Source organism: Chitinophaga oryzae, assembly GCF_012516375.2.
Lineage (GTDB): Bacteria > Bacteroidota > Bacteroidia > Chitinophagales > Chitinophagaceae > Chitinophaga > Chitinophaga oryzae.
In genome coordinates this window covers 8,081,283-8,103,367 of the sequence record NZ_CP051204.2, presented here as the reverse complement: position 1 = coordinate 8,103,367, position 22,085 = coordinate 8,081,283, and the positions used below count along the sequence as shown (strand labels likewise).

17 protein-coding genes and 1 tRNA gene are annotated in these 22,085 nt (G+C 48.9%); 6 read left to right on the top strand and 12 right to left on the bottom strand.

Translation table 11 applies throughout. The annotated features are described in order from the left end of the window. Nucleotide 1: 1 nt before the first annotated feature. Entirely contained in the window at nt 2-3,121 is a 3,120-nt protein-coding gene (locus tag HF324_RS32135) for a SusC/RagA family TonB-linked outer membrane protein (protein WP_168807817.1), read from the bottom strand. A 907-nt stretch (nt 3,122-4,028) separates the two neighbouring features. On the opposite strand from HF324_RS32135, the gene HF324_RS32130 reads away from it, so the two are divergent. Both HF324_RS32130 and HF324_RS32125 read left to right on the top strand, forming a co-directional pair. Further along, nucleotides 4,029-4,679 carry a hypothetical protein gene (locus HF324_RS32130; RefSeq protein WP_168861642.1) on the top strand — a complete coding sequence of 217 codons (651 nt, stop codon included), beginning with the start codon at nt 4,029-4,031 and terminating at the stop codon, nt 4,677-4,679. Between the two features lie 326 nt (nt 4,680-5,005). After that, nucleotides 5,006-5,500, top strand: a complete 495-nt coding sequence (locus HF324_RS32125; protein WP_168807806.1) for a hypothetical protein — start codon at nt 5,006-5,008, stop codon at nt 5,498-5,500. Nucleotides 5,501-5,986: 486 nt separating this feature from the next. Here the strand turns inward: HF324_RS32125 and HF324_RS32120 are convergent. Together HF324_RS32120 and HF324_RS32115 are read right to left on the bottom strand one after the other, a co-directional pair. Continuing rightward, nucleotides 5,987-6,061, bottom strand: a tRNA-Arg gene (locus HF324_RS32120). 48 nt (nt 6,062-6,109) lie between these two features. Next, a complete protein-coding gene (locus HF324_RS32115; RefSeq protein ID WP_168807788.1) occupies nt 6,110-6,676 on the bottom strand; it encodes a MarC family protein in 567 nt (188 codons plus the stop codon). A gap of 64 nt (nt 6,677-6,740) precedes the next feature. Between HF324_RS32115 and HF324_RS32110 the strand changes: the two genes are divergently transcribed. From HF324_RS32110 to HF324_RS32095, 4 genes are all read left to right on the top strand, one after another. Further along, nucleotides 6,741-7,325: a helix-turn-helix domain-containing protein gene (locus HF324_RS32110; RefSeq protein WP_168807786.1), complete on the top strand. Its 585-nt coding sequence runs from the start codon at nt 6,741-6,743 to the stop codon at nt 7,323-7,325. Between the two features lie 125 nt (nt 7,326-7,450). After that, the gene (locus tag HF324_RS32105; protein ID WP_168861641.1) at nt 7,451-10,660 is read left to right on the top strand and encodes a SusC/RagA family TonB-linked outer membrane protein; all 3,210 of its coding nucleotides are present in this window, start codon (nt 7,451-7,453) and stop codon (nt 10,658-10,660) included. Nucleotides 10,661-10,680: 20 nt separating this feature from the next. Beyond that, nucleotides 10,681-12,267, top strand: a complete 1,587-nt coding sequence (locus HF324_RS32100; RefSeq protein WP_168861640.1) for a SusD/RagB family nutrient-binding outer membrane lipoprotein — start codon at nt 10,681-10,683, stop codon at nt 12,265-12,267. 185 nt (nt 12,268-12,452) lie between these two features. Then, a complete protein-coding gene (locus HF324_RS32095; RefSeq protein WP_168807780.1) occupies nt 12,453-13,757 on the top strand; it encodes a DUF5690 family protein in 1,305 nt (434 codons plus the stop codon). Between the two features lie 136 nt (nt 13,758-13,893). On the opposite strand, the gene HF324_RS32090 is transcribed toward HF324_RS32095, so the two are convergent. From HF324_RS32090 to HF324_RS32050, 9 genes are all read right to left on the bottom strand, one after another. Further along, a complete protein-coding gene (locus HF324_RS32090; protein WP_078670031.1) occupies nt 13,894-14,109 on the bottom strand; it encodes a Sec-independent protein translocase subunit TatA/TatB in 216 nt (71 codons plus the stop codon). Nucleotides 14,110-14,241: 132 nt separating this feature from the next. Then, nucleotides 14,242-14,799, bottom strand: a complete 558-nt coding sequence (cobC, locus tag HF324_RS32085; RefSeq protein ID WP_168861639.1) for an alpha-ribazole phosphatase — start codon at nt 14,797-14,799, stop codon at nt 14,242-14,244. Further along, a complete protein-coding gene (locus HF324_RS32080) occupies nt 14,781-15,557 on the bottom strand; it encodes an adenosylcobinamide-GDP ribazoletransferase (protein ID WP_168807776.1) in 777 nt (258 codons plus the stop codon). Before HF324_RS32080 ends, cobC begins: the two co-directional genes overlap by 19 nt. Next, nucleotides 15,554-16,597, bottom strand: a complete 1,044-nt coding sequence (gene cobT / locus HF324_RS32075) for a nicotinate-nucleotide--dimethylbenzimidazole phosphoribosyltransferase (protein WP_168807774.1) — start codon at nt 16,595-16,597, stop codon at nt 15,554-15,556. Before cobT ends, HF324_RS32080 begins: the two co-directional genes overlap by 4 nt. Before the next feature lie 11 nt (nt 16,598-16,608). Continuing rightward, nucleotides 16,609-17,121, bottom strand: coding sequence for a bifunctional adenosylcobinamide kinase/adenosylcobinamide-phosphate guanylyltransferase (locus tag HF324_RS32070; protein WP_192023216.1), 513 nt, complete (start codon nt 17,119-17,121; stop codon nt 16,609-16,611). A 117-nt stretch (nt 17,122-17,238) separates the two neighbouring features. Beyond that, nucleotides 17,239-18,567 (bottom strand): DUF5074 domain-containing protein, encoded by a 1,329-nt coding sequence (locus HF324_RS32065; RefSeq protein WP_168807772.1) that lies wholly within the window; start codon nt 18,565-18,567, stop codon nt 17,239-17,241. Nucleotides 18,568-18,695: 128 nt separating this feature from the next. Next, entirely contained in the window at nt 18,696-19,292 is a 597-nt protein-coding gene (locus HF324_RS32060; protein WP_078670037.1) for a DUF6580 family putative transport protein, read from the bottom strand. A gap of 17 nt (nt 19,293-19,309) precedes the next feature. Continuing rightward, nucleotides 19,310-21,250, bottom strand: coding sequence for a TonB-dependent receptor plug domain-containing protein (locus HF324_RS32055; RefSeq protein WP_168861638.1), 1,941 nt, complete (start codon nt 21,248-21,250; stop codon nt 19,310-19,312). A gap of 134 nt (nt 21,251-21,384) precedes the next feature. Further along, nucleotides 21,385-22,035: a tetratricopeptide repeat protein gene (locus tag HF324_RS32050; protein ID WP_168807768.1), complete on the bottom strand. Its 651-nt coding sequence runs from the start codon at nt 22,033-22,035 to the stop codon at nt 21,385-21,387. Nucleotides 22,036-22,085 lie beyond the last annotated feature (50 nt).

The following is a 22,085-nucleotide window of genomic DNA, read 5'->3' as shown; positions in this document are numbered from 1 at the left end:
TTTAGAAGCCAAACGTTACACCGATTTGTATAGACCTGAAGTTTGGGAAAGAGTATACGTCGATACCTCTTCTGGTAGGGTCATTTACACGGGCGCTGGCTTCAGGATCCAGACCGGAGTAATTACTGATGGTGAAGAGGTTTCTTCCGGTGAGGCTGACCTGCGCCGTGTTGATGAATTTGTTGGTCAGGAATTTGTCCAGCCTGTAGTTGAGGGTGAGGTCACGCAATCTCAGGAAAGAGCCGTCTTCTACAAATACGGAGTTTGTACCGTTGGTGTTATAAAGACTGTTATAGTAAGCGATGAAGGCGCCAGTTTGACCGTTAATAGTAACTGGCTTTTCGAAGTCACTGCTGATCTTGTCTGCATATAACCATTGCCGTGTCTGGTTGTAAACCTGGCCGCCATATACCCAGTCAAGTTGGAAGGATAACGTCAGCTGACCGTTGAAAGTCAGCGTATTATTGAAACTCATGTTGAATTTAGGAGTAGGGTCACCGATTTTTTTGTTTTCGGTGCCGAACATTACAGCCTTGGTGTTTTTATTTACTACGTAACCGTTGGGGCCAACTTCATAGTTACCTTTTACGGCAGTAGCGGGGAGCTCATCGATGCTGGTGAGCGGTGTAACGCCAAAGAATGCGCCCACGCTTTCACCTTCTTTCAGCACAAATTGGCCTTCGCCGGAGCCTCCAATAGTGATAGGTTTCCCGTTGGAGATCTTATCAACGATAGAACGTTGTTTCCCGAATTTTACCCCAAAGTTCCAATACATCTTTTTGCTTTCCAGTACATCCAGGTCAAATGAAAACTGGAAACCGTTGGATTTGATGGTCAGCGCATTGGTTCTGATGCCGCTGGCACCGGTAGACGGAGAGAGATCAATAGACCGTATAACGCTGCTGGAACTCCTATCCCAATAGGTAGGAACAAAAACAAGTTTTCTAAACCACTTGCCTTTACCGAGTTCAAGACCGAGGTCGATACCTACTTCCGCTTCTTTAGAAGTTTCTACAGTAAGGTCAGAGTTATTCAGGGTATTTTTGAGAATAAGATAGTTCGCGTCACCGATAGCGCCTTTAGAGAGAGTGATTTGTCGGTCATATGGCTCCGGTTGGATACCTGCTACGCCATAAGCGCCCCTTAATTTCAGTTCATAGATGCTTGGAACTTTTAACAACTCGCCCAGCCTGAAGTAGGCATCGCCACGACCGAATGTGAATGGTTTGGTACCACGACCGAACGCAGAAGAGTAGTCTATCCTTACTCCACCGGAGATGCCGAACAGGTTTCCGTAATCAATATGTTGATTGATCAGATAGCCGTAGGTGACGAATTCTATGCGGGTTTCATCGTTGCTTTTGGAGGCAGCATTGGCTAATGTATAGGGTGGAAAGGGTGCGAAACCAACTCCTTCCGAAATAACGTTGCCATACACACGTTTACGCCAGTCGTATGCAAACTGGGTGGAGGTGGTGATAGGCACTTTCAGGTTGAAGTCGCGTTCAAAATCAGTTTTTACGAACAAAGTTATCAGCGAGTTCTGGATTGTCTCATTGTCTCTGTCGTAAGTGAGCTTCCCATTAAACGGGTCAATGCCCTTTCCAGGAGTCAGCGTTTGCTCCTGATTGTGGATAAAATCGGTGAAATCGTAGCGGGAATAGTCAATACCATATTTATAGTCTATTTCCAGAAACCTGACAGGTTGATAATTGAGGCTAATACCTTGTACCACCCGGCTGGTTTTGGCCTCATATGTCCGATTCTGAAACGAATAGTACGGATATACAGAGTTATCGCTTGTGACGGTATTGAAAGGATAATTACCGATGGAATCTCTGAACAATAAGTCCTCATATTGATAGGATGACATGGCGGTGCCTAATCCGCTGAAGATGTTATTCTGACCTGTAATGGCGCCGGTTGTATTTTTAGAAGTGATGAGTTGTGTAGTAGAGCGGAGTTTAAGATTTTTCAGGATATCTGCTCCCAGGTTCAGGGAGAGATTGGTTCTGCTGTAGTCTCCGTTGATAATACTGGTTTGTTTGAGGTTGGAGACGTTGAGCGCAAAATCATACCCTTCTTTGCCCCCGGAGATATTGATGGCGTTGTTGTATGTAGGCGCGCCGTTTTTAAATAACTGATCAACGTGATCGTAGGTAGGTTCTTTGAAGTCTTTATCCATGACAGTGTTAGGAGTGATATCCCTGTTAGGTTGCGTCCAGGTGCCTTTTGCATCTTGTTTAATCCGGTTGCCCCTGGTGTCGAGGATAAATCCTTCAGCATCGGTAGGATAATAGTGTTTACGAAGGTATTTGAAATTACCTTTTAACACGTCATCAAAGCTCACTCTTGAACTAAAGTTGACATTTACTTTTCCGGTACGGGTTCCTTTTTTGGAGAACAATTGGATAACGCCGTTGGCACCCTGTGCGCCATAGATGGTAGCAGCGGCAGCTCCCTGAACTACTTCCACTCTTTCTATGTTAGACAGGTCAAGGTCTGCAAGCCTGGAGGAGAGGTTGCCGGAGGAGCCGTTCAAGCTGCTGCCGGCATTGACTTGCACGCCGTCCAGGAGGATCATGGGTTGGGTGCCGTTGCCCCCCAATGAGTTGATACCGCGTAGAATAATTTGTGCCTGCTGGCCTGGCTGACCGGAAACAGAGGATATCTGTGCACCCGCGATTTTACCTACCAGGGCCTGGTCGATAGAAGCGGCAGGTACTTTAGGCAGATCTTTTCCTGACAACGATTCTACCGCAATAGCGACTTTCCTTCTGTCAGTGGCTGCGCCCACACCGGTCACCACTATTTCCTGCAGACCTTTGGTGTCTACCTGCATGGAAATATCCACGCGGCTTTTGCCGGTGGTGGACACCGTTTGGTTGAGATAACCGACATAGGAAAATACCAGCGAAGCGTTGTCGCTCACCGGTAGTTTGTAACTTCCGTCAGGACCTGTCATGGTGCCTGTTCTGGAGCCACTGATGCTGACAGTCACACCTGGTATCGGCGCGCCGTCTTTTGCATCTGTGACCTTTCCGGAGATTGTTCGTGTCTGAGCATAAGCATGCACAATACTGCTGGCCACGAACAGCCATAAGAGTAGCAAATTTTTCATGAGCAATTTAGATTTGATTTGAGATAACATATAAAGACAGGAATTCCCCGACCACCTACAGCATATGGCTCCGAGATCAGTAAGAAATAAAGGTGGATTATCCTTGATTACTGTGGGTCACTCACGAGTATATATGTAAATGGCAATAACAAAACCACAGGCCTTGCCGGGCCTGAAAATGACAGTACGGATGTTAAAAAAATTCTTAATTACAAGCAAAAACAAGTGTTTCTACGATGCTGTGACTAACGCTTTGATCATAGGTTGACTTAAATTTTTTTGGTTGAAAAGTTCTCTATCTCTTCACGGGCAACAGCACAATTTTAGATTTATGATTTACTTCACTAATTGTAGAATATTTAGCTTCCAAACAATTCGGCAAACGTTATGGGTAAATAAGGATGATACAGATTTTGGTTATCTAGTTGAATGTCTCCAAATATAGATAAAACCCTGCTATTCAACATAACACATTGGTGTTATAGAGAAGTTTACGAGGATATACTTCAGTGCAGATATTTAGCACCCTGCGAAAATTCAGGAAATAACCGCAGATATTGAAACGCCTGCCGCGGATATCGACCTGCCATGAAAGGACGTTTGAGGATACACTACTTTTACTTCAGTTTACGGATGGCGCTTAAAAGAAGCAGATTTTAAAGCCATTCAGGATAAAAAAATATCCACTGTTTGATGGTTTGCTGCCATTGATTTTATGGCTTGTCTGAGGTCTGGATCGTGGCAGCAAACATTCCCCGAATGCTATGCTGGTAAAGTGAAAGAACAATACTACGGCATTATGCCAAAGTTCACAATCATAAACGACTAGTAACGTTAACCCAAAACAAAAAACGCCCATTCAGTTCTCTGATGGGCATTTTTCATATCTTCTATTTAAACGGATCAAATGAAAAAGAAAATTTCGACAGGTGACATTTTTTACTGGAAGCAAGAAGGCCATCCCCGCTATATTTTCGGCAGGGTACTGTTTGATGTGGACCGGCAACTTAAAAATGCAGCCGTCAATAGTGAAAGTTATTTTAGCAGTTATACCGGTTGTCAGCTTGTTGAGATATACAAAGGAATATATGCTTCCACACTTCCTCCTGATAATCCGGAGATATTGATCCCACGGGTATTTGTTTTCCGTATGGACCTGAAGAGCCATCAAATTGAATGCGGAAAAGCCGGATACAGGGAAGTGGATATTACCAAAGTAGAGTTTCCGGAAGTCGTAGGGAATGCTTACAATGAAGTAAGATTGATGAGAGGAGAATTGTATTTCCGTACCAGTATAAAAGGCCCTGTGGAATATCCGGGCATACTACCAGGCGCAGAATTTCCTATGGTAGTACTGGATGCTGCGCTGTCGCTGCAGGGGCGGGAGGATCTGATAGCGGGGGAATATTATCCGGAAAGCCTGACGGACCTGGATCTGTATTATCATCCGGATATACGGAAGGAGATTTACCATGATCTGAAGATCAGTCCAGATGTCAGTTATTATGAACTGGCGAAAGAAATGGGGTGTGATTTGGCGCGGTTGTATGGGAAATGAATCTGATAGCAGGATTGGGTAATATTGTATTTTGCTAAGGTTAAAGTAAGCTGTTGAGTAGTGTTATCAGTTCGCTTTCGCTACTGATCAGGACATTTCTTGCTTTACTTCCCATATTGGGTCCAGGCCTTAGCTGGGGTGACGCGGAGGCATTGGCATGGGAAGGGCTACAAGATACCAAAGCCTGGTTGTTATTTGCGCAAGCAAACCCAACAGAAGCAAATAATGTTTTGCTGAGGGGTGACCAATATGACAAGAATCAGAATAAAGGTACCCGCTGCTATAACTAAATACTAATTTTTTGTCTGGTTATAAAAATCCAACTTATGAGATTGTTTATTCTAATTAACTTTTTTAGTTTGACAAGCATTTCGTTTTCTGGAACTGTAGCAGCACACACTAGTGAGCATCAAAATGCAAAAGATGAACTGATTCGGATATTGGAAAGGAATGTACGATACCCGACGGAATTGTCTGAAAAGAAGATTGCATCAGCATTTTCAATGAAGATTATTTTTAATTCTCAGGGGGGAATTTTAAAAATATTGCCTTCAAAATATTTTCCTGAAAAGATGGTCGCTCAACTAACGAAGGCTGATTTATATAGTAAAATAAATTGGGAGGAGATATTTAAACGAAAATTAAAAGAAGGGGATGCATTAATCATTCCTATTGTCGCTTACAATTCGATGGAGAAAAATTCCACATTTTACGAATATACACTAGAAGATTTATTCAATTATCCCGAGGATAATAAGTTTTTTGTCGATTGTACGATCATGCAGACTTTTACCCTGGTATATAGAGCAGCGGTAAAATAACCATACCAGGTCATACTTTTATTTGATTAAGGGGGAAGAAGGTTGTAATTAACATTATTTAACTTCCCCTGTATGAGCACTTTGCCTATGTGCGCGCGTAAATGACCTGGGGAAAGTCTTCCCCTGATCGGCCAGTTCAAGGGTAGCTGTGGATAGTACCTCGCAGAACTTGGCATTTCTTACCAGACAGGTCACAATGGTCACGCCAAAGGGGATGATCAGAAAGTGCCGGAAAAAGGCGTTTGTATGTTCTACGGCTCCGGGCAACTCGTTACAGTTAAAAATCAACTTGGCATAATGGGTGAATTACAGGTGATCAAAGCCCTACCAGTTATATATTTGGGGGTAAGGTATGGGGTAAGGTTTGGGGCAAGATTTCGTTTAATCCCCCTTTACTCCCTTTTACCGCCCTTTCCTCCGAAACCCACGTCCATAAATGAAAAACGCCCAATTCCAGTAAAGCTGAAATTGGGCGAATGAATCTTTTGGTAGCCTCGTCAAGAATCGAACTTGAATCTGGAGCTTCGGAAACTCTTATACTATCCATTGTACTACGAGGCCAAAAGGGAACGCGAAGTTACATTTTCTCCGGAATAATCCCAAATTACATTAAAGATTGATATTACTTTTAAAAATTTTTACCGCGATGGCCAGCAGGATCACCCCGAAAAACTTGCGCAATACCATCAGCCCGGCCTTTCCCAGCAAGCGTTCTATGTAGTTGAGGCTCTTTAAAACCACGAAAACGATCAGCAGGTTCAGCACAATACCAGCCAGGATATTATACTCCCCGAAGTTGGCTTTAAGCGACATAATGGTGGTCAGGGTACCCGAACCGGCGATCATCGGGAAGGCAATGGGGACGATACTGCCGGATTTAACGTCCTGCCCGCTCTTGAAAAGTTCAAGTCCCAGGATCATTTCCAGGCCGATGACAAAAATGACAATGGAGCCGGCTACCGCAAACGAATGCACGTCTACGCTGAACAGCCGGAGGAACTGCTCGCCTACCAGCAGGAACAGCACCATCAGGAAGCCGGAAGCAAGGGTGGCCTTACCGGCGTCGATATGCCCCAGTTTCTCCTTCAGAGACACCAGCACCGGGATGGAACCAACGATATCTATAACGGCAAACAGCGTGAACGCGATGGCTAGAATTTGGTCGATACTGAACATGCGGCAAATATATAACGTAATGCATTAGCTTTCTCTCCCTATATTTGTCCCAAGACCGACCTATATGACCGAGGATATTATCATTCAGATCAGTAACAGGATCAAGGAAAAACGGAAAGCCAAAGGCATTACCATACAGGAACTGGCTGATAAAGCAGAAGTCAGCAAAGGCCTTATCTCCCAGATAGAGAACAACCGCACCGTGCCCTCCCTGCTGGTGCTCATCAATATCATCCGCGCGCTGAACCTCGACCTCAACGAATTCTTCAATGAAATAGACCAGCAGTCGCAACAGGCCAAGGTCATCATCAAACAAAAATCTTCCTACCAGGAGTTCGAAAAAGAGCCCGCCAAAGGGTTTCAGTATAAAAGGATACTCACCAAAAACGTCAAACATTTCCCGGTGGATATCGTCATGCTGGAACTGAAAAAAGGCGCCCGCCGCTCCCAGGTCGTTAAAACCGACGCCTATGAGTATAAATATATCATCAAAGGCAAAGTGGAATACCTGATCGATAACGAAAAATATATCCTCGAAGAAGGCGACTCCCTCTTCTTCGACGGCCGCCTGGGCCACAAACCCGCCAATATCGGCGAAGATACCGCGCAGATCCTCGTCGTGTATTTCTTCCTCGACTCAGAGAAATAGTAAACTTTTTTGACCTGTTATATACAAATACTTAACGTTAAATTTAGTATAACTTAACATTTCCATCATATTCGAACTTAACCTTTGCATGGTAATCAACATTACCCCCCTTAATCTAAATTGCCATGCAAGCAAACCTACGACAGGCACTTACGCAGCTATGTGCCCTGCTACTGCTGTTGCTGAACGTATCAACAGCAACAGCACAACAAGCCGTCACCGGAAAAGTCCTTTCGGCCGGCGATCATCAACCGGTCATCGGCGCCACGGTGAAGGTAACCGGCGCCAACAGAGGCGCAGTCACCGATGCCAACGGTAACTTCAGCATCACCGCCAGCGGTACAGATATCCTCGAAGTAAGCTCCATCGGCTTCCTGACCGGTAAATTCCCGGTCAATAACCACAACTTCCTTTCCATCGTTCTGCAGACAGACAAAAAAGCACTGGAAGAAGTAGTGGTAACAGCGCTGGGCATACGTAAAGAAGTAAAACGGGTAGGCTACGCTGTACAGGAAGTAAAAGGCGCCGACCTCGTGAAAGCCCGGGAACCCAATCCCATCAACGGCCTTGTAGGTAAAGTGGCCGGCCTCACCGTAGGCGCCTCCGCTGAACTGCTCGCCGCTCCCATGGTACAGCTCCGCGGTAATAACATCAACCTCTACGTGGTAGACGGCGTGCCTATTAACTCCGATACCTGGAACATTTCCCCGGATGATATCGAAAGCTATACTGTTCTGAAAGGCGCCACTGCATCTGCACTCTATGGCTCCCGTGGCCTCAACGGCGCCATCATGATCACCACCAAAAAAGGCTCCAGGGACAAAAGAGGCTACTCCATCGAATTCAATTCCAGTACCATGTTCGAAAGAGGCTTCAATGCCATTCCCAAAGTACAGGACCTCTACGGCCCCGGTGACCACGGAAAGTACGCGTTTGTTGACGGTAAGGGCGCCGGTGTAAACGATGCCGACTACGACGTATGGGGACCGAAATTTGAAGGCCAGCTCATTCCACAATACGACAGTCCTATTGATCCCGCTACCGGCAAACGCACCGGCACCCCCTGGACAGCCCGCGGTAAAAACAACCTGCAACGCTTTCTCCGCACCGGCATGCTGAGCACCAACAACCTCGCCGTGTCGGCACATACGGACAAAGCCGACCTGCGCTTCTCCCTGTCTAATTCCTACCAGAAAGGCATCGTGCCCAATACTTCCCTGGATATCGTCAACTTCAATATCTCCGCTGGCTATAGCTTCTCTCCCAAACTGCGGCTGGAAGGCTATCTGAACTATAACCGCCAGGCCAGCGATAATTTCCCGGATGTAACGTACGGCCCCAACAGCCTTATCTATAACACCGTTATCTGGGCAGGCGCCGACTGGAGCATGGACGACATGCGCAACTACTGGCAGCCGGGAAAAGAAGGTATTCAGTCCATCTACGCCGAATACCAGCGCTATCACAACCCCTGGTTCATGGCCTACGAATGGCTGCGCGGCCATCACAAAACAGATCTGAACGGCTACGCTAAACTGACGTACAAACTGTCTGATAAGCTGGAACTGATGGCCCGCACCCAGGTCACCAGCTATGACCTCTTCCGTACGGAGAAGATGCCCTATTCCGCCCACCCCTATGGCCGTGAGGAAGGTAAAGGCGACTACCGCGAAGACAAACGCTCCCTGTACGAAAACAACACCGACGTGATGCTGTCCTATGCCAACGTGTTTCCGCACAAAATCGGCATCCGGGCCTCCGTAGGCGGTAACGCCCGTTCGTATAAATATAACTCCAGCTTCGTTTCCACCAACTACCTCAACGCTCCCGGATGGTATGGCTTCGGAAACTCCCGCGATCCATTGTATGCTACCAGCTACAGCGCGCCCATGCTGGTGCTCAGCGCCTACGGTTATGTAGACATCGACCTGGGCAAATACGCTACCGTGTCACTGACCGACAGGCTGGACAAAGCCTCTAACCTGCCCGTGACACACAATACCTATTCCTATCCTTCCGTATCACTCAGCACCGTAGTGTCTGACTATGTACACCTGCCGGAAGTGATCTCCTTCCTCAAATTCCGCGGCTCCTATGCCAACGTGAAAGGCGGCTTTACAGTACCGACCATCGGCGCTACCCCGGAAGCCAACTATCCGCTGGGATATGGTACCGAATACCAGTCTTCGTATGACGGTCCCCGTTATAACATGCCGGTATACAGCGTATCACCGGTATATGGCAACCAGGCCGCAGCATATTATGCCCGCGTTATTGCCAATCCCGACCTGCAGCCGTTTACCAGCAAGGTAACAGAAGCAGGCATGGATATCCGCTTCCTGAAAAATCGTATTGGCGTTGACGCTACCTACTTCTCCAACCTCAACGGCCCGCGCATCTACACTCTGCTGCTGGCACCCAGCACCGGCGACTCCGCCTATCTCGTGAATGGCGTGAACACCCGTAAAACCGGTTATGAAATATCCGTAAACGCTACACCTGTTAAAAACCCACGCGGCCTTACCTGGACAGTAACCGCCAACTGGGCTACCTTCCAGGAGAAATACGTAAGCATCTACGGAGACCAGACTAAACTGAACGCCTATATCGGCGTCGGCGACCGGGTGGATAAATTCTTCGGGACCAAATTCGTAAGAACACCGGACGGCCAGATCATCAACGGCCCGGACGGCCGCCCTATCGTGAATCCGACCCAACAATACCTCGGTAACGCCAGCGCTGACTGGGTATGGGGTATCAACAACAGCTTCCATTACAAAGGCTTCAACCTCAGCTTCCAGTTCGATGGCCGCGTAGGAGGACAGATGATCGACTATATCCAGCAGCAGACTTTCCGCGGCGGACGTAATATCCTGACCACGGAAGGCGCCATGGGAGATGCCCGCTATCAGGACTATAAAGGCGTGAAATCATGGCAGGGAGAAGGCGTGGTGATCACCAACAATGTGCCTATCCAGTATGATAACAACGGTAACGTGACCAATGCAGACAAACTGCAGTTCGCTCCTAACACTACCAAAACTTTCCTGCAGGACTACATCAGCGTATACTACAAAACCAACGAAGCAAACCTGATCAGTAAAACTTTCGCCAAACTGCGGGAAGTAACACTGGGTTATACCCTGCCGGAAAACCTGTTGAGAGGTACTTTCATCCGTTCAGCCAATGTCTCTTTTGTGGGCAGGAACCTCCTGTATTTCGCTAAAAACAAAGATGTGGACCTGGACCAGTACCCCGGCGCCGACCAGGGCTCTTCTACCCTGCAAACACCAACTACGCGCCGGTTTGGCTTTAATGTTAATCTCACCTTCTGATCCGCTTAAACACGCATTGTATGAAATCACTGAAAATAGTTGCTTTTGCTGCGCTGGCCGGTATCGCCCTCAGCAGCTGCAACAAAAAGTTTGAAGACTATTCCGTCAATACCAATAAACCCGCAAAAGTGCCGCCAAGCCTGGTGCTGGGAGGTATCCTGGGAGATATGAACGCAGATAAGCCCTGGAGCGTGGTGATGCGCTGGAACCAGTTTGACTGCTGTAACTATAACTATTACGGCGACCAGCGTTACGACTGGAACGGCGCCGACTTCGCCAGTTATTTCTCCCTGACCAACGTACAGCAGATGGAAGCAGAAGCCATCCGTCTCGGCGGTAAGGATGTGAATCCCTATAGCGCGCTGGGTAAATTCGCCCGTGCCTTCTTTTACTACCGGCTGTCCAGCCTCGTGGGAGATGTGCCCCTGAAAACGGCATTGCAGGGTAAAGACAATATCGCGCCCGCCTACGACGCACAGAAAGTAGTGTTTGTACAGGTCCTGCAGTGGCTGGAGGAAGCAAATACCCAGCTGGGCGCACAGATCGCCAATCCGGATAAGTCCAATACCGCAGAAGGGCAGGTGCTGAAAGGCGATTTTTACTATGGCAACGATCTTACAAAATGGCAGCGCGCAGTGAATACCTTCCGGCTGCGGGTACTGATAGCGCTGAGTAAAAAAACAGGCGAGTCAGATCTTAACATCGCGCAGCAGTTTAAGGATATTGTTAGTAACCCTGCCAGGTATCCACTGATGGAATCGATGGACCACAACATGCAGTTCATCTATAATAATATCAATAAATATCCATCCAACCCCGATAACCTCGGTTTCGACGCTACCCGTTATAATATGTCGGCCACCTACCTCAATACACTGGTCGCGCTGAAAGACCCAAGGGCTTACATTACAGCGGAACCGGCCACCAAACAGATCAATGAACTGCACAAGCTGCCTTCGGACATCACGGCTTATGTGGGCGCTTCTTCCGGGGAGAGCCAGGAAGATATGTCTTCCAAAATGTCTAACGTGGATACCGCCGCTTATTCGCTGCGCAGCAGAAGCCGTTACTATAACAGCTATGCGGCCGAACCTGGTGTGATCGTCGGCTTCCCCGAGCTGTGCTTCAATATGGCGGAAGCTATCAACCGCGGCTGGATCACCGGAGATGCGGAAGCATGGTATAAAAAAGGCATCAAAGCTTCGCTGGGCTTCTATGGTATCCCTACAGAAGTGGCGGGCACTGTCAGCAAAACGTATAAAGGTACCCGTTATGACATTCCGTTCAGTTTTGAAAATAACTATTACCAGCAGGCTGCGGTGAAGTATCAGGGCAACAATGCGCAGGGCTTAACACAGATCCTGACACAGAAATACCTCGCGTTCTTCGAAAACTCCGGATGGGAGGCTTATTTCAACTGGCGCCGTACCGGGGTACCTGTGTTCCTGACCGGCGCGGGTACCGGCAACAGCGGCGTGATCCCCAAACGTTTCAAGTATCCGGATACAGAAAGGGCGGCCAATACCATTAACTGGACCACTGCGCTGAAAAGCCAGTTCGGCGGAACCACAGATGATATTAACGCCGTGATGTGGCTGGTGAAATAATTACGAATTAACGAATTACGAATTGAGGGCTTCCTTTTAGAAAGGTTATTAAATAACCGCTCTTGTGAGGAGGCCCTCAATTCGTAATTCGTAATTAATTTAGTAATACTTAACAATTAGTTCAGTATTGCTTAACAATTAGTTTACATTGGATAAGCACCTTTGGCCCAAATACTTGAATGGAAATGCTGACGATTCCCTGGATACAAAAGCGGCTGGAGCGTGCGCCGAATATTGTTTTGTCTTTGTATGCCGCATTGGTGGCCTTTGGGACCTATTCCTGCATGTATGCCTTCCGCAAACCGTTTACGGCAGGAATATTTGAAGGACTTTCCTTCCTGGGGATAGACTATAAGATCTGGCTGGTGATCAGTCAAACCATAGGCTACGCCTGCAGTAAATTCTACGGTATCCGGTTTATCGCGGAAATGAAGGGCAGCAACCGGGCGCAGTATATCATGATGCTGATCCTGATCTCCTGGGCGTCATTGCTGGGCTTTGCGTTGGTACCGGCGCCGTATAACATCCTCTTCCTTTTTATCAATGGCTTCCCGCTGGGGATGATCTGGGGACTGGTGTTTAGTTACCTGGAAGGCAGGCGCAGCACAGAGTTTATGGGGGCGGTGTTATCCATCAGTTTTATTTTTTCTTCCGGTTTCGTAAAATCTGCCGGGAAGATGACCGTCCTGTCCTGGCATGTATCGGAATTCTGGATGCCGTTTGTAACGGGACTGTTGTTTTTAGTGCCTATTATGGTGTTTATCCTGCTGTTGGAGCAGATACCGCCGCCGGGTGCGGAAGATGTAAAGATGCGCACGAAAAGGGTGCCGATGAACAAGCAGGAGCGGAAACGTTTCCTGCAGACATTCCTGCCAGGGTTGGTGCTATTGATCGGTAGTTATGTTTTACTGACCGTGCTGCGCGATATGCGGGACAATTTTGCCGCGGATATCTGGAAAGACCTGGGCTACGGTACAGACACAGGCATCTTCACCCGCACGGAAATACCCGTATCTATTGCCATTATCGCCATTATGGGCATGCTGGTTTTTGTGAAGAACAACTACCAGGCATTTATGCTGAACCATGTGATCGTGATTTCCGGGTTCCTCATCGCGCTGGTGAGCACGCTGCTGTTTCGGCAGCACCGGCTGGACCCTGTGTGGTGGATGACGCTGACGGGGCTGGGCCTGTACATGGGGTATATCCCTTTCAACTGTATTTTCTTCGAGCGACTGATAGCTGTTTTTAAATACGCCAGTAATGTAGGCTTTATCATGTATGTGGCCGATTCGTTCGGGTACCTGGGAAGTGTGGGTGTGATGTTGTTCAAAAACGCCAGTCATATGCCGTTGTCCTGGAGCCAGTTTTTTGGAGATGCCGTACTGGGCGTTTCTGTCACGGGGATAGTGATGATGGTAGTGTCTTCCTGGTATTTCAAAAAAAAGTATAATGGCGACAGCCTGAAATTAGGAATAGTGAACCAATAACAATTTGGGGATTTTCTGATTTACGATTTTTGATTTCTGCCATTAAAAAAAGCGAAGACCAACCTGGTGAGTATTGGTCTTCGCTTTATCAATTTACGAAATCAAAAAATCGTAAATCAGAAAATCCCTAAATATATTAGGCCTTGGGAGCTTCAGAAGCGCCTTTGGATTCTTTTTTGGGTTCATCTTTGGCATCTTTGAACTCGCGTATGCCACTACCCAAACCACGCATTAACTCAGGTATCTTTTTACCACCAAACAAGAGGAGAACTACCAGCGCAATCAGCAGTAATTCTTTGATACCGATTTCCTGCAGGAACAAAAACGGAATATTCAAAAGTGATGTTGCCATTATAAACTGTTTTTTATTGTGTGCTTTTAATATACGGCGATTCCGGACATAAAGTTAGCACGAAATAAGAGTTTTTTCGACTTTTGCCGAGATATTTGAGAATTTTAATATAATTATCACTAAGACAACATATTACGAATTATAAAAAATAACTTTTATATCTCCGTTCTCTACTTGTAGTTGCGAAATTCTCCCATACTGCACTTTCAGGTCGAAGGAATCTACGAGGGGCGTATTAGTGGCATGGGCCAGGATAGACCGGATGACACCGCCATGGGTAACGAGCACCGCGTTATTCCCTTTTTCGATGATCTCTGCCATAAAAGCCATGCTGCGGGTATAAAGTTCCTCATAGCTTTCGCCCTGGGGTACCCTGGCCTGAACAAAATCATCCGCCCAGGTTTGCAGTTCTTCTTTGCCGATGGCCTCCCAGGACAGCATTTCCCAGGCGCCGAAATTCATTTCTTTCAGTCGTTCATCCGTATGGATGTTTTCACCAAAGAGCGTGGTAGCGAGCTTTTGACAGCGTTGTAAAGGGCTGCTGTATATATCGAACGTGCCGGCAGGCAGTTTGGCTTTTATAGCGGCAGCTTCCGTTTCAAAGGTATCGGCTACACCGATATCTGAAAATCCGTAACAGATGCCGCTCTCAATAGCCGGCGTCGTATGTCTTATGAGGTAAATTTCCATGCGAGAATGCAAAAGCACAAATATATGACTGTTTCAGCAACCTGCTGTACCGCCCCGAGGCAGTCACCGGTGTAACCGCCAATCCATTTGTTCATTAGCCGGGCCATGTACCAGCGTACCAGTACAAGTGCCGGCAGGATCAGCAGCAGCGCATAATTACGGGTAAAGGCAATCACTGCCAGCAGGGGCGCTAGCCCGAAAGCGCCGGCCAGCAGGAGGTCTGGCAGCATAATACTTTTGGATACCGGCTTAGCCTTGCTGTCTTCGTTCTCCCTGACATACTGGTGCGTGTAGATAATGCTGACAGCTACAAAACGGCTCAGCGGCTGCGCAACGATCACCGCCAGCATCACTTTGTTGAGCGTCAGCGGTATGAGGCAGATGTATTTGGTGGTCATCAGCAGCAACAGGCCCAGCATGCCATAAGTGCCGATGCGGCTGTCTTTCATGATTTCCAGTATCTTTTCTTTGGTCCAGCCGCCGCCAAAGCCATCGCACATATCGGCAAAGCCGTCTTCATGAAAAGCGCCGGTGACCCAGATGCTGATAATAAGGGACAATAATACGGTCACCAGGCGGGGAGCGATATCACCGAATGCATACAACACCACCAGCATAAAGCCCCCGGTGATCCAGCCTATCAGCGGCAGGTAACGGGTGGCCTTGTTGAGCATGTCCGGACTGTACGCATTAACGGTAACGGGTATACGGGTATAGAACATGATAGCGGTTAGCAAAAGCTGCCACTGTTTTTTCATATGGTACGGTTTGATACCTGGGCGCTGTTAAAGCTGGCCATTTCCTGCAGGAAGAGCACAGCGCTTTGGATAACAGGAATAGCCATGGCCGCGCCGGTACCTTCGCCGAGGCGCATATCCAGCTGCAGCAACGGCTGTACGCCTAAAAACTGCAACATGGCCTTGTGGCCTTTTTCTTCCGAGCAATGCGCGAACACACAGTAGTCTTTTACGGCAGGCTGCATGGCCACGGCGGCCAGCAGTGCAGACGATACAATAAACCCGTCGATCACCACCATCATCTTCAGGGCCGCGGCCTGCAGAATAGCGCCGGTGATCATGGCTATTTCAAAGCCGCCATAGGTGGCCAGCGCCAGCTCGGGAGTGTGCGGTTTCACATGATGCGCCATCACCTGCTGCAACACGGCCTTCTTCTGCGCCAGCTGCTGCATATTACTGCCGGTACCGGTACCAACGCAATCGGCGATGGAGATACCGGTAAAATGACTCATCAGCAGCGCGGCGGACGAGGTATTGCCGATTCCCATCTCTCCGAAGCCAATGATATTGCAACCGGCGGCATGCGCCAGCTTCACTTCCTCGGCGCCGGCGGCCATCGCCAGCCGGCACTGGTCCGGCGACATGGCAGGACCATGCAGGTAGTTGTTGGTACCACAGGCAATCTTACGGTCATGCAGCAACGGATGTGCGGGAAACTCATGATTGACGCCTGCATCCACCACTGTCAGCTGCAACCGGTGCTGCCGGCAAAACACATTTATGGCGGCGCCGCCCTGCAGGAAATTGTACACCATCTGCGCGGTAACGGCCTGCGGGAAGGGGTTCACCAGCCCTTCGGCGGCAATACCATGGTCGCCGGCAAATACCAGCAGGTGAGGGTGCCGCAATTCCGGGGTAAGGCTGTTTTGTATCATACCGGCCTGTAATGCCAGCTGTTCCAGCCTGCCCAGGGAGCCGGGCGGTTTTGTCTTCTGATCAATCTTGTCCTGTAATGCTGCTTTCAGTTCTTCGGACAACGGGGAGACGGCTATCTGCATCATGTAGTTTTTTATCAGTCTCTTTTCTTTATTACAACCGGAATGCCGGAAACCATTAGTACGACAGTGTCGGCTATACGTGCGATGTATTGGTTGGCCCAGCCCTGAAGATCGGTAAACTTACGGCCAACGGCTGTTTCAGCATGGACGCCCATGCCTATTTCATTGGTGACAATAATGAAGTGGCCCGGCAGTTCCCGCAGCGCGTCTATCTCCGCCTGCAGGGATGCCAGCGCTTTGTCAATATCGTAATCGTGAAGCGTAAAAAAATTCGTAAGCCATAAGGTGACACAGTCTATCACTACGGTGCGCCCTGCCAGCGGCAACCGGCTTACATACAATGTTTCTTCGTAGTTGGTCCACGAAGCGCCGCGCTCTGCCTGGTGGCGCCGGATACGGGCGGCAAAATCCTCGTCCCATATTTTGGCGGTGGCCACATATACCGGCAGCTCGCCGGCTGCCAGCGCCTGGTCTTGTGCATACCGGCTTTTACCAGACCGGGCGCCACCTGTAACGAGTGTGATCATATAGATAAGTTACGAATTACGAATTACGAATTACGAATTGAGGGCCTCTTTTTGAAAGGTTATTAAATAACCGCTCTGTAAGGAGGCCCTCAATTCGTAATTCGTAATTCGTAATTTCTAATTGAAAACGGGTATAGCCGGGAAGAAATAACCGGTATACGGAATGCTCTTTACAACAGCGCCGGTAGACGCGTTATAGATGAAGAGCGTGTTCTTTTCAAAGTGAGTACCGTAGCCGGGTTCCACGCCGGTGGCCACCAGCGTGTTGTTGGCCGGGTTATACCGGAAACCGGCGCCATACAGCTCTCTGTCGGCCGGTAAGGTAATGAAAGGCGTCTGCAGGGAGGCAGCGTTGCCCGGCAAGTATTTGAAGATCTGTTTACCGTTGATGCCCCAGTCATTGGTTTTGGCTATGAATACGGCATTCTCAATGGTGGAAGCGGTGATCATCGTTGCATTCCATGCACCCCATGCGCCATACAGCGGGAAGGGCAGCGTGATGGTATTTACGGCCAGCGAGGTAGGGTTGATGGCGTACAGGTTCTGGCCTGCGCCTGCCCATACCGTACCATCCGGCGTGCGCGCCAGGCCTACGTCTGCTTTTACCAGCGTGGACACAATGCTGAAGTTGGAGGCGTTGAGCACCACGATACCAGCCGACTGGGACATCACAAACACATAATTGCCGGCTGTCAGCATACCGCCCACCTGCCCGTCGATACCGGCAATTTTGGCGCCTATGGCGAAAGACCCGAGGTCTACGGGATAAACCCCGTCGGTAGTAGAGAGCAGGCCGGTGCTGTTGTTAACAGGGCAGAAAGCATTGGCCATAGCCGGTGGCTGAGCGGTACGGCCCAGCTCTTTCATGGAATGCACATCGGCTATCACCAGCGGGGCGTCTTTGGACACCAGGTAGATCCGGTTGTTGAAAACAGTACCATAACCTGCGGTGTTGCCCAGTGTTTTGCCGGGGTTCTCCCGCTGGAAGATGTTGCGGTGCAGGCTGTCTTCACCGTAACGGTAAAAATTCACATCGGCCTTGTCATGTCCAAACCAGCCTTCATTCACAAGGAAAAAACCATTGTCATACTTGTCGGTTACCTTGATACGGTAGAAGTAGGAGTTGAGACTGTTGCCTGCGCTTACTTTAAAGGAGATAGTATAATCACCGGCAGCGGTAGGCGTAAAGGTATAGATGGAGTCGGTGCCGGCAGTTACTCCGTTAACCAGCCAGAGGAATGTCGGCTCTTTGGCGTTGACGAGCTGTGGACGCAGTACGCGGGTTTCGCCAACGGCAATGGTGTCTTTACCATCTTTAAGTCCGGGGTTGCTGATAACAGGAATAACCACTTCTGCCACGTTATCTTTCTGACAGGCGGAAAAAGTCAGCAACGCAGCTGCTGCCAGTAGAAAGAGCTGTTGCAAACGGCATGTAAATCTTCGCATGGTACGATTGTTTGTTGGATCTAAATATTTAGAGATTTAGCTACTGCCACAGAGCAGGCTATTCTTATCAAATAACCGGTGCTCTGTAACAATAATTAAATCTCTAAATCAAAAAGTGAGGAAATATCTTAGTGAGCCAGACGCAGTTTGCGTTGTACGAGGGCATAGCCGCCGAAGAAAATAGCGCTGTATACCAGTGTGCCTACCAGGAAATACTTCATGAAAGGAATAGCCAGTATATAACATTTGGTCAGGCCTGCCATGTCTCTGGTGAAAGGCAAACCGGTGGTAATATCGGTAGAACCGCTTACCCATACGCCGAAGTTGGAAATCAGGAAGTGTACCAGCGCGCCTGCTACGGCTGCAACAGCAATACGGCCCACGCTCATTTTACGGATCACCAGCTGGCCAATCAGCACGATAAACACGAAGCTGATATAGTTGGCAGCCCAGCCTTTGTAGAGCAGTCCCTGTGCATATTCACGATGGAATACCTGCATCAGGATCACATCACTGAGGAATAACGTCAGCAGCGGGAAAGCATAGGATTTCCATTTTTCGGAGAAAGAAGCGCCGCCAAACAGTGCCATAGCACCTACCGGCGTAAACATGGCGATCGGTTGGAGCGTAGACTGGTCTGCTCCCAACACTACTCGTATTATACCTGCTACGAGCATAAACAGCAGCAGAATGCCAAACCGGGGATTAAGATTCTTTAAAGACATTATGTTGGATTTAATGTTTACAAATTCAAAACAACGCCGGCATTACAGTTAAACCGGCGGGAATTATAGCCAAGGATATCAAAATACTGATAATTGGTAATATTTCGGAACCCGGCATAAATTTTCAGCAAGTTACCAAATTTATACTCACCATAGAGGTCTACGGTGTAATAATCTCCCATAGGCGTTGTTCCCTGGTAACGTTCGCCGGTGTACCGGAAGGCTGCGCTGGCGTACAACGCAGGGGTTACCTGGTAGCCCAGCGTGGCATTCACGGCGTGTTTGGGAATCCTGTACAGGTTATACCAGGAGGTATCCTTGCCGTTCTGCGTGGTATGTAACCGGCCGTCGGTATAAACGTAATTGACGTTCAGGTCCAGCTGGCGGGTAATGTGCCAGTCGGCCTCCACTTCTGCGCCGTAAGCCCACTGTTTGTCGGCATTTACATAATGGCTGGTGAAGAGGATCAGGTCTTTGGTATGACGGGCAAAGCCGGTCACCCGGAAATCCAGCGCCCGGTTGGCCACGGAAGCCTGATAACCGGCCTCGTAGCTGACGGTAGACTCCGGCTTCAGGTCTTTGTTGCCATATATCGCGGTATACAACTGGTACAGGGAAGGGATTTTATACCCGGAAGAGAGGTTTACGAACACCTTATGGTTATCCCTGATCAGGTAAGACGGGTTGAAGGTGAAGGTGCCATTATTACCGTAGATATTATGATGATTGAAACGGCCACCGGCTTCCATATTGAATCCGCCGAGATTATGGAGCAGTACGGACGCATAGGCGCTGATCTGGCGGGCATGGGCGCTGTCGTCTGCCAGCCGGGTGTACTCCATTTTCGGATTGGGGTCCCACGGAGCGGGCTGGCCCAGCCGCTGGTTCAACTGGTCCATATTAGCCGCGCTGAAAGCGCCGCCGGCCACCAGCCGTATAATACGGGAGGCGTTCCAGTTCACATAACTCTCTGCCTGGTGTATGTTGGAGGTGAAGTCAGACAGGTCGAACACGCTGTAACCGGTAGGAGCCACATAACCCGAATCGTTGACGATATGGCGTTTGGTACGCTGGTAGCTGTACAATATATGCCAGCTGCCGTTTTTGAACTGGTATTCGCTGCTGAAGCCATTGAGCAGGTTATTGGATTTGCCGGTATAGTCGCGGTCGTCGATAAAGGCGCCCTCGTCGAGATCGTGATGATAGTCGCTGTAGTTGAACAGGTACTGCAGCCGCCAGCGGGAAGTGGCCTGCAGGCCCAGTTTGGCGAATACGCTGTGCTGCCGGAAGCCGTCCTTGTCAAAACCGGCTTTACCGGTGGAATCGTAGGCGTCGGACAGGCCGTTGGAAGTTTCGTATTTATAGCCCAGCAGGTACGAGAACTTACCGGCGCTGCCATAGGCGCTGACATTATCGAGGAAGCTGTTGTAGCTGCCATAGCTGGTATTGGCGGACAAGCCGGATTTTTTATCGCTTTTTTTCCGGGTGATGATATTGATCACGCCAGCTACGGCATTGGAGCCGTAGAGGGTAGATTGGCTGCCGCGCAGGATCTCAATTCTCTCCACCAGTTCGGGAGTAATGAAATTGAGGTCGAAGGAGTTGGAAATCTGGGAGGCGTCGCTTACCGGCAGACCGTCTACCAGTATCAGGGCGTTACCGTTGGAGGCACCCCGCATATATACTTCCGGTACGGTGCCCCGGTTGTTCTGGGCGCCGTTGATCGTGATGCCTGCTTGTTCGGCAAGAAGGGCGGCGATGGTTTTGCCGCTGTTTTTTTCCAGGTATTCATGAGAAAGAATGGTGACTACCTTTCCGGTTTCACCGGCTTTCTGGGGGCCTTTAGTGGCGGTGACAGATACCTCGTTCAACTGGCTGATCCGCGGCACAGAATCCTGTGCTGTAGCGGAAAAGGGTAAAGAGAAGAGGAGGGGAAGTGTGTAAAGTTTTAAGTTCATAGGGGGCGAAATTACGAATCCAATTACGAATTACGGATTACGAATTACGAATGGAGGGCTCCCTCATAGAACGGTTATTTAATAACCTTTCCAAAAGGGAGCCCTCCATTCGTAATTCGTAATCCGTAATTATATTATCCAGGCATCCTGGAGATGTACTTGTCCATTTCCTTGATCTGGCTAACGATCTGGGCGGTAGTAGGCTTCTGTGCTTTGGCTCTGCGGAAGTATTCTTTGGCAGATTTGAAGTCACGGCGGCTCATAGCGATAGATGCCAGTGTGAGCAGGGCGGCGGCGGTGTTTTCCTTGTCAGGTAAACCCATGCGCACGGCTTTTTTCAGGTTCTGGTCAGCCGTTTTCAGGTCGTTCTTCTGGTAGGCGATGGTGCCCAGCTGGAAGTACTGCATGCCTTCGTATTCTTTCATCGGGCTGCCGGACTGGATGCTCTGGCGGATGGTGGCTTCTGCTTTGTCGAGGTCGTTGCTGTACATAGCCATGTTACTTTGCATGAAGTAGTATACAGAACGGATCGGTTTATACAGCAGTTTAGGGAACTTCACTTTGTTCATGAGGGCAGTGGCGCGCTCTATATCACCGGCTTCCACGGCTTCCTGTACCAGCCGCATGGGGCCGAACAGGAGGTGTGTTACAATACAGATAACGGCGAGCAACAGCACAATGGTCGCTTCCCACCAGCCTATCGTTAACCCGAGGACAATACCGGCTACCAATAACACGATCCCGACCGGGAAACGATATAGAATAAAAAAGTTAAATGCTTTCATGAAAAAACTGTTCGTAAGTCACTTGTTTCTAATAGCGGGGGCAAAGATAA